This window comes from Streptococcus infantis (assembly GCF_047463175.1).
Lineage (GTDB): Bacteria > Bacillota > Bacilli > Lactobacillales > Streptococcaceae > Streptococcus > Streptococcus infantis_AC.
Genome location: NZ_JASHEJ010000008.1, coordinates 1 through 7,183 on the forward strand (window position 1 = coordinate 1; position 7,183 = coordinate 7,183).

Genomic DNA, 7,183 nt, shown 5'->3' on the forward strand with positions numbered 1-7,183 from the left:
GAAAAAGACCAATTTTTCGGAAAGTTGTTTTTTTGAAAAGTTCATCTCAAAATTCACCTTATTGTTTAAGAGACTTTAGGGCAAACCCATCTTGAGTAATAAGCAGTATCTCTTCTAGTACCTTTTATGATGGGACATCTTTGATGTTACAGCAAAGTAGTCAATCTTCATGTTGTTTTTTCATGCTTAGTCACCGACAACTTTAAGATCGCTAGCGACTACTTTTACTCCGCCCCAGGTACTACGTGCTATGTTCCACATGACGGATATAGGGATTAATCAGTTCAACCGTCATTATACGTATCATGGGTTTAGCCATACTTTCGTGTATGTTCGTACCCCCTATCAGTGGTGGGGATTTGTAGGAAAGACACCATTTATTGACTTTTTGCACGGGTGGCTTTAAGATGTTGCTGGACGCCTTTCTTGATAATCACTCAGAGTCGCCAGAGTGTCTGGCCCGAGATATGGCAAGGATATACCGCTGCCTGCACCAGTCCTTCGACGCTGACAAATTGCGACATATCATGTAAATTGTCGCATAAAAGTAGTTTCAAAAAAAGAAAACTGTGTTATAATGTATATGTAATTTTTAGAAAAGAGGTACTAACTATGGAAAACCTAGTAGTTTCAATCTTTAACACTGAAAGCGAAGCTTATCAGTCCTTTGCGGATTTGAAGGCTTTCCGCCAAACTCAGACGACCAAGGTTGCTCAAATCGCCTTGGTCAAAAATGAAAACGGTCATATCGTTGAAAAAGAACGCTATGACTTTGAAGATTCAACGACGGATGCAGCCCTAAAAGGTGGCTTGTTCGGTGCAGTTATCGGGCTTTTGGGTGGTCCTATCGGCGTCTTGTTTGGTTATGGTATGGGTAGCCTCTATGGTTTGGCTGCTGGTGATACCATTGATACGGCAGAAACTGGCCTGATTGACGTTGTTTCTCAGAAATTGACTAACGGTGAAACAGCCGTTGTTGCCTTGGTGCAAGAAGACAACGAAGCAGTCATCGATGCTTACTTCACCAAGTACGACACCCAAATCATGCGTTGGGATGTAGCAACCGTCGTAGCCGAAATCGAAGCAGCTCTGCAAGTCCAAGAAGACCTCTACAACCAGGCACGTGCACAAATGAAGGCTGAACGTAAAGCCGAACGCAAGGATAAACTTGAAGAATTCAAGGCAAATGTCAAAGCAAAATTTGACAAATTGAAAGCGTAAGCACTCAAGCATCTCATAAAAAATAGGCTTTCTACTTCTGGAAGATAGCCTATTTTTTAAAAAAACTAGATTTTAGAAAAAGGAAGTGACGGAAGGATCACGTTTTTTAGAGGAGCTCATTTTGGACGATGACCCCCGAACCCTCTATATCCAGACCTGGGGCGGGACCAATACAACTGCCAGAGCCCTCAAGTCTATTCAGGAGCGCTACGAGGGGACGGCAGAATGGCCTCCCTACATTCCGAAGAGGTGGACCCGCATTATGTCTTCGATATAACAGAAGAGGGCGCAAGTCTCACGGTTCATATCCCTGACGATGCAAAGTCAGACGATACCTTCCATATCATTACTGAGGTGCAAAATGTGACCGAGACTCCATTCAAAACCTATGTGCGTCGTATTCTCACGGTCAAATAATTTAGATGAGCTAGATTATTGCTCTTAAAAATGCTCATTGTCAACTGTAGTGGGTGGACATATAACTAAGCCCTAGAGAGAACCATCTTGGTTCTCTTTTTTGTGAAGTTCAAAGCGAGGTAAATCCGTTTTTTAAAGTTTTCAAAGTTCCGAAAACCAAAGGCATTGCGTTTGATGTCTTTGAGAACCAATCGCCAGCAGTATTTTAAGGCACGATAGTCAATGGATTTCTTGTCAAATTACTTCATGAGTTGAATACGAGTTTGATTGAGAGTACGGCTGAGGTGTTGGACGATATGAGTAAGTGCTTGATGATTGATGAGTTCCTAGGTAATTTTTTCGGTGCGTTATTCACGCCGATTTTTTTTCGAGTCCACTTTTGTGGGCCGAAAAAGCAGTGAATTTTTTGAACCGTGAGGGTCAAAAAAGGGGTGCAACCCATAGCCCTCGGCAGAGCGTTTTAGTTTTGTACGTTGCGCAGCAATGTCAAAACTACAAAAACGTTACTCTTTGACAAAGAGTAACAGAAACTCTGCTTGATCCGAGAAAGATATTTTTATTTTCAACTGATTACATATCGACAATAGTTGGCGTGGAATAGCGATAGCCCCACGCCGTAGCCCAACATTTTGGGCTAAATATTTCTCTTTAATCTGCTGAAACTATATAGAAATCCATAGATTTAAAAATCATGGGCTTGTATAGTAGTCCATGAATTCTGAAAAAGATGGATTTATATAGTGTTCCATAAATTCTAAAAACGTGGACTTGTATAGTAGTCTATGAATTCTGAAAAGATGGACTTGTATAGTGTTCTATAAATTCTAAAAAGATGGGCACTATATAAGACCATCTTTTTGAAAAATAAATGCTCAAATAAATTTGTTAATCGCGTTTTGAACGGAAATTTTCAAAAATTTTTATTATCTTTTGCTTTTTGTGGCATACTACTATCACAATAGTAAGAGAGGAAATAAACTAATGAATCAAATGACCATTTCTTTTAAAACAAAAACTGGCATGACAAATATACGTCATAATAACAGAGATCTGAGCGAAGAAGAATTTAAAAGTAATGAACACAGGCATATAAATCGTGCATTGTCCCACGAAAATATAACGATTATTAAACGTGACATAAAAGAAGTCTATCACGATGAATTTGACGATGCTTTAAATACTTACAATTCAAAACAACGGAGGAAGGATAGAAAAATTGAAGACTACTACAAACACGTTAAAAAATCAAAGACATTGGATCTGCAACGTGAATTTGTAGTCTCAGTAGGTAATAAATCCGACTGGGAAAAGATGGATTTCAATAAAAAAAGAAAGGTAGGAGAGGCTCTAGCAAGCTACGTAAGAGATTTTAATGAACGCCACGATCATTTAGTCATCTATAATGCAGTTGTCCATTTAGACGAAGATGGAGCTCCTCATGCTCATTTCAATGTTGTTCCTATTGCTGATGGATATAAAAATGGTCTTTCGAAACAACCATCTTTTTCAAAAGCTCTTCTCCAGGAAGGATTTAAAGAAAAAGGACGTGGCCAACTTAAACAATTTCGTGATCATGAAATTGATAGGATTCAATACTTTATGAAAAACCTTAATATCGAACGCAAGTTAGGTCAGACGAACGATATTAAGGATATGCGAGAATATAAAGAAACTATGCGACAAATTGAATTACAGAAGCAGCAAGAAGAGAAGGAACTGCAGCACTTAAAGAACGAGGTCGCAAACATGTCCGAAGAGTTGGATAAAGCAAAATTAGAAGATGAAACTATCAATGCTATGTTACGTCTCAAAATGATCAGTGAAACTGAAGTAGATAAAAGTCAATTTGAAATCAAAGAGCGAGGGCTATTTAATAACCGTGAACGTGTTGTGATTGTTCCTGAAAATGAGTTTGATAGAATAGCCATGAAGGCGAACTATAGTCCATTGTCGAATTTGTTGAACGATTTTAAAGAGTCTATTCTTCAAATAGGGTTCATTAAAAAGTTACATTCTACAATTTCATCTTTAAAGAACGTAATCAGAGAACTGAAAGCAGAATTCCAAAAAGAGAAAGCTCACTTGGAAAATGAAAATCAAAATGCTTGGTCTAAGTATTTTGAAGCTAAGAAAGAAGCTGATAATTATAAACGTTTTAAATCAGAGTTTGAAAGATATTTATCTGAAGAGGAAAAAAATGAGATCTCAGATAAAATCTATGAACGTCAAGAAGCTGAAATTGAAGGAGGTTTGTGGCAAGATTTTGATTTAGATCGTTAGATAAATTAGGGGAACCTTTATTCTTTTCTCCTCCTAGAAAAGGACTTGCATATGCAAGTCCTCATTCTTAATACATGTTCAAATTACAAAAAATCATAGATATCTGTCTGATGTAATGCTTTCTCTGCTTCTATGATTACCTCTGCAGTGGTTGGCATCCGTCTATCCCTAATTACCATCTCATACCCGATAACTTTTCGTCCTTTTTTTACAGTTGTTAAATCTATATCGGCGTTGAATTTCATTTCTAATTCTTCGCATGCCACCATGAGAGCATTCCTCTTAAATAAACCTGCAGGCCATGACTTTTCTTCACCCAAGAACCAATCTTGCCATTCCTCTAAACTTCCCTTAATGGTTGTATATTCTCGATTTCCTAAGCGATATGCTTCCCAAAGTTTCATCAAGATCAAAGAATACTTTGATTTCACATTTCCTAACTCATCCAAATGGAAAGAGTAGTAGTTTCTTTTCAACTCAAAAACTAAAGGTCCAGCATCTTCAGAGAATTTAAACTCTACAAGGCCATCCTCAATAAATCTTATTCTGCTGAAAAGTTGAGTCATGATTATTGAACGTCTACCATCAGGCAATGTTTCAGGAATATATAGAGCTGTATTCTCATTAAGTCTCGAAAAAGCTTCTGCAATCCGTCTATAATTCTGACCGTTTTTAGTTAAGCCAAAGTGCTTCATAATGTCAAGACTATGAACCGTAAAGACATCACCAACTCTACTATCTTTCGTTACAGATGAAAAACAGTAGTCTAAAACCTTGTGTTCAAAAGCTTTTAAATTACCAAATGCTTTGGCCAAGTCATTCGCCTGGACAACTAAATAATTTTGACGAGAAGCTAGTTCTTCATAAATCTTACTTGATTTTCTATTTGATACCATCTTGTTTACCTTTTACTATGTTTTCTATTATGCTATATTCTATCAATTTTTAATTTTATAGTCAATAATGGGGTACAAAATAGTCATCAATGGGGTACAAAATAGTCATCAATGGGGTACAAAATAGTCATCAATGGGGTACAAAATAGTCATCAATGGGGTACAAAATAGTCAATTATTTATCTGTAAACCCTTTATATTACTGAGTTTCTAAGGTCGACAAAGTAATATAAAGTAATATAAAGTAGGTTAGAAAGTAAATTAGAAAGTATCTTCTTAAGAAAAAAATCTATATTTTATTTTTAAAAAATAAAAAAATCTTTCATTCAGTTCACTATTTTCTATCTAACCACTTTAAAATATAATGGCTCAAAATCTCTATTCTAATATCAAGAAAAAAGCAGGCTTTTGCCTGCTTTTAATTTTTTTCAACTGTCATAACAATATTTTAGGAAACACTCTATTTATTTGCTTTTTTATTTGAAATTAACTTACCAATAAAATAACCAAATAAAATAGATACTGCAGGGAAAATAAGTATTAAGTTAATGAGTAATTCAATGAGTGATTCCATGATCATTGTTCTCTCCAACTAACAACTCTATAGTATGTATCCGGTTCAGTAACAAGTTTCTTTCTAGCACAAAATAAGTTCTTTTCATTTTTATTATACTCTTCGTAGACAAATACTTCAAATAATACTATAAACATTTCATCTGAAGCATTTATTGCACCATCAACTAGTTTTCACAACTAAAACGACTCTCAGAAGCCATATTTTGGACGTTAACAGAATCCTTGAGTATTCACAGTAGTTTTTCCTTTGCTAAACTTATAAAACGCAGTACAGGGCTAAAAATGCATTTTAAAAGAATTTAATCTTTATCATGTGCTCACTGCTAAATATATACTAAAGAAATTTAGCCAAAAACTCAGTTTTTCTTGTATTATGGTGTATTATTTAATAATACTGTGTGTTATAATATGTATTATATTAGCTAACGGGGTGAAAGTTTTGACTGAAAAAATGACTGTCCTAAATATCAGGATGAGCGTTGGAGAAAAAGAAGAATTAAAGGAAAGAGCTGCAGAACTTGGAGATTCGATCAGTTCATATGCTAGAAAAATACTCTTCCAAGAGGATAATACAAGCGACTACGTAGATAATACAAATGTATTACAAGAGAAAGATGAGCGTATATCAGACCTTAAAACTCAAATAGACGACTACAAGAAGCAAATTGAGCAACTGCATACGATTATTTTGGCAACTCAAAAAGATAATCAGTTGCTGATTGAACAGAAAGCGAAGAGATGGTGGAAATTTTGGGAATAGCTTTGTACATCTCATCTTTTTTAGCTTTATATACATAAAAAAGTCCTCGAACAACAAGGACTTTTTTCGAAAGCTGGGTGACTTAGATAAGTCATCCAGCTTTCAATTTCTTTAGGGGATAATAGATTGGCTAAAATAAATTCATCTGTTTCTTATACGTTTTTCAGAAATTGTATAAATTTCGTTATCACTTCTCTTACCAATAGCAATGACTTCAATAATTTCAATTGCATTGACAGTTTCATGAAAAACAATTCTCAGGCCCAGTTTTTTGTGTTTTAACTTCCTGTAACCTGCTAGATTACCGTGAAGAGCCTCTCCGGCAAGCATTCCTTGATTTTCTAACTTGATAAGTGACTTTTTAACATGAAGACGTTGACTATTATCTAATTTATAAAAATCATCTTGTGCTTCAGGTATCAATTCAACTTTATAACTCAATCCCAACCATCCTCTACATTTTCCAAACCTTCACGCCAATTTGAACCAAGAAATTCATCGACAGTTAAATTTTTTCGTGCTTCAAGTTCAAATGGAATTTTACGATCACGTCTGATTTTATTGAAATATAAATTAATTGCTGTGGTATAGTCAAGTCCAATCTCGTTTAAGACCTCACCGACTTCCTGTTTTAATTCAGAGTCAATACTTAGATTCAATCTTGCTTTTGTAGTTGTAATAGCCATTTAAATCACCTCATCTTTTTGTGTATATTATACACAAAAAAACAGATTTCTTCAAACTATTTTTTTTCTCGTTGATAATTTTTCTGTATAAATTGTCAAAAAATGATGCTGAGATAGTCATTCTGGTCTATTTTCAGATTAAAGTACGGACAATCTACCGCTAAAAATCCCTACAGCGTCAATGGTTTTCGCTGTTTTTCTGTTCATTACACAACTTTCCGAAAAAGACCAATTTTTCGGAAAGTTGTTTTTTTGAAAAGTTCATCTCAAAATTCACCTTATTGTTTAAGAGACTTTAGGGCAAACCCATCTTGAGTAATAAGCAGTATCTCTTCTAGTACCTTTTA

The 7,183-nt window shown here is 35.2% G+C and carries 8 protein-coding genes and 1 pseudogene; 5 read left to right on the plus strand and 4 right to left on the minus strand.

The window, feature by feature from the left end; all coding sequences use genetic code 11:
• The first annotated feature begins 612 nt into the window (after window positions 1-612).
• The 3 genes from QM859_RS08955 to QM859_RS08965 all read left to right on the plus strand — a co-directional run bounded on the left by QM859_RS08955 (window position 613) and on the right by QM859_RS08965 (window position 1,638).
• The gene (locus tag QM859_RS08955) at window positions 613-1,221 is read left to right on the plus strand and encodes a DUF1269 domain-containing protein (RefSeq protein ID WP_031576645.1); all 609 of its coding nucleotides are present in this window, start codon (window positions 613-615) and stop codon (window positions 1,219-1,221) included.
• Between the two features lie 85 nt (window positions 1,222-1,306).
• On the plus strand, window positions 1,307-1,498 hold the full coding sequence (locus QM859_RS08960; RefSeq protein WP_079266279.1) for a nucleoside hydrolase-like domain-containing protein: 192 nt from the start codon (window positions 1,307-1,309) through the stop codon (window positions 1,496-1,498).
• Entirely contained in the window at window positions 1,447-1,638 is a 192-nt protein-coding gene (locus QM859_RS08965) for a hypothetical protein (RefSeq protein WP_000157573.1), read from the plus strand. Before QM859_RS08960 ends, QM859_RS08965 begins: the two co-directional genes overlap by 52 nt.
• Before the next feature lie 65 nt (window positions 1,639-1,703).
• Here the strand turns inward: QM859_RS08965 and QM859_RS08970 are convergent.
• Window positions 1,704-1,826, minus strand: a pseudogene (locus QM859_RS08970) (transposase); the annotation flags it as partial.
• A gap of 793 nt (window positions 1,827-2,619) precedes the next feature.
• On the opposite strand from QM859_RS08970, the gene QM859_RS08975 reads away from it, so the two are divergent.
• Window positions 2,620-3,918, plus strand: coding sequence for a plasmid recombination protein (locus tag QM859_RS08975; RefSeq protein ID WP_414262831.1), 1,299 nt, complete (start codon window positions 2,620-2,622; stop codon window positions 3,916-3,918).
• Window positions 3,919-4,001: 83 nt separating this feature from the next.
• Here QM859_RS08975 and QM859_RS08980 read toward each other — a convergent pair whose 3' ends face one another.
• Window positions 4,002-4,814, minus strand: a complete 813-nt coding sequence (locus QM859_RS08980) for a replication initiation protein (RefSeq protein WP_414262832.1) — start codon at window positions 4,812-4,814, stop codon at window positions 4,002-4,004.
• Between the two features lie 1,006 nt (window positions 4,815-5,820).
• Between QM859_RS08980 and QM859_RS08985 the strand changes: the two genes are divergently transcribed.
• A complete protein-coding gene (locus tag QM859_RS08985) occupies window positions 5,821-6,150 on the plus strand; it encodes a plasmid mobilization protein (protein ID WP_239665092.1) in 330 nt (109 codons plus the stop codon).
• Between the two features lie 141 nt (window positions 6,151-6,291).
• On the opposite strand, the gene QM859_RS08990 is transcribed toward QM859_RS08985, so the two are convergent.
• Both QM859_RS08990 and QM859_RS08995 read right to left on the minus strand, forming a co-directional pair.
• Window positions 6,292-6,591: a type II toxin-antitoxin system RelE family toxin gene (locus tag QM859_RS08990; protein WP_003015041.1), complete on the minus strand. Its 300-nt coding sequence runs from the start codon at window positions 6,589-6,591 to the stop codon at window positions 6,292-6,294.
• Window positions 6,588-6,836: a type II toxin-antitoxin system RelB/DinJ family antitoxin gene (locus QM859_RS08995; protein WP_001018847.1), complete on the minus strand. Its 249-nt coding sequence runs from the start codon at window positions 6,834-6,836 to the stop codon at window positions 6,588-6,590. The genes QM859_RS08990 and QM859_RS08995 overlap by 4 nt, the downstream gene beginning before the upstream one ends.
• Window positions 6,837-7,183: the final 347 nt, after the last annotated feature.

Coding starts and splice junctions, on each gene's coding strand:
- QM859_RS08995 (WP_001018847.1), bottom strand. CDS start 6,836: ATGGCTATTACAACTACAAAAGCAAGATTGAATCTAAGTATTGACTCT.
- QM859_RS08955 (WP_031576645.1), top strand. CDS start 613: ATGGAAAACCTAGTAGTTTCAATCTTTAACACTGAAAGCGAAGCTTAT.
- QM859_RS08980 (WP_414262832.1), bottom strand. CDS start 4,814: ATGGTATCAAATAGAAAATCAAGTAAGATTTATGAAGAACTAGCTTCT.
- QM859_RS08975 (WP_414262831.1), top strand. CDS start 2,620: ATGAATCAAATGACCATTTCTTTTAAAACAAAAACTGGCATGACAAAT.
- QM859_RS08965 (WP_000157573.1), top strand. CDS start 1,447: ATGGCCTCCCTACATTCCGAAGAGGTGGACCCGCATTATGTCTTCGAT.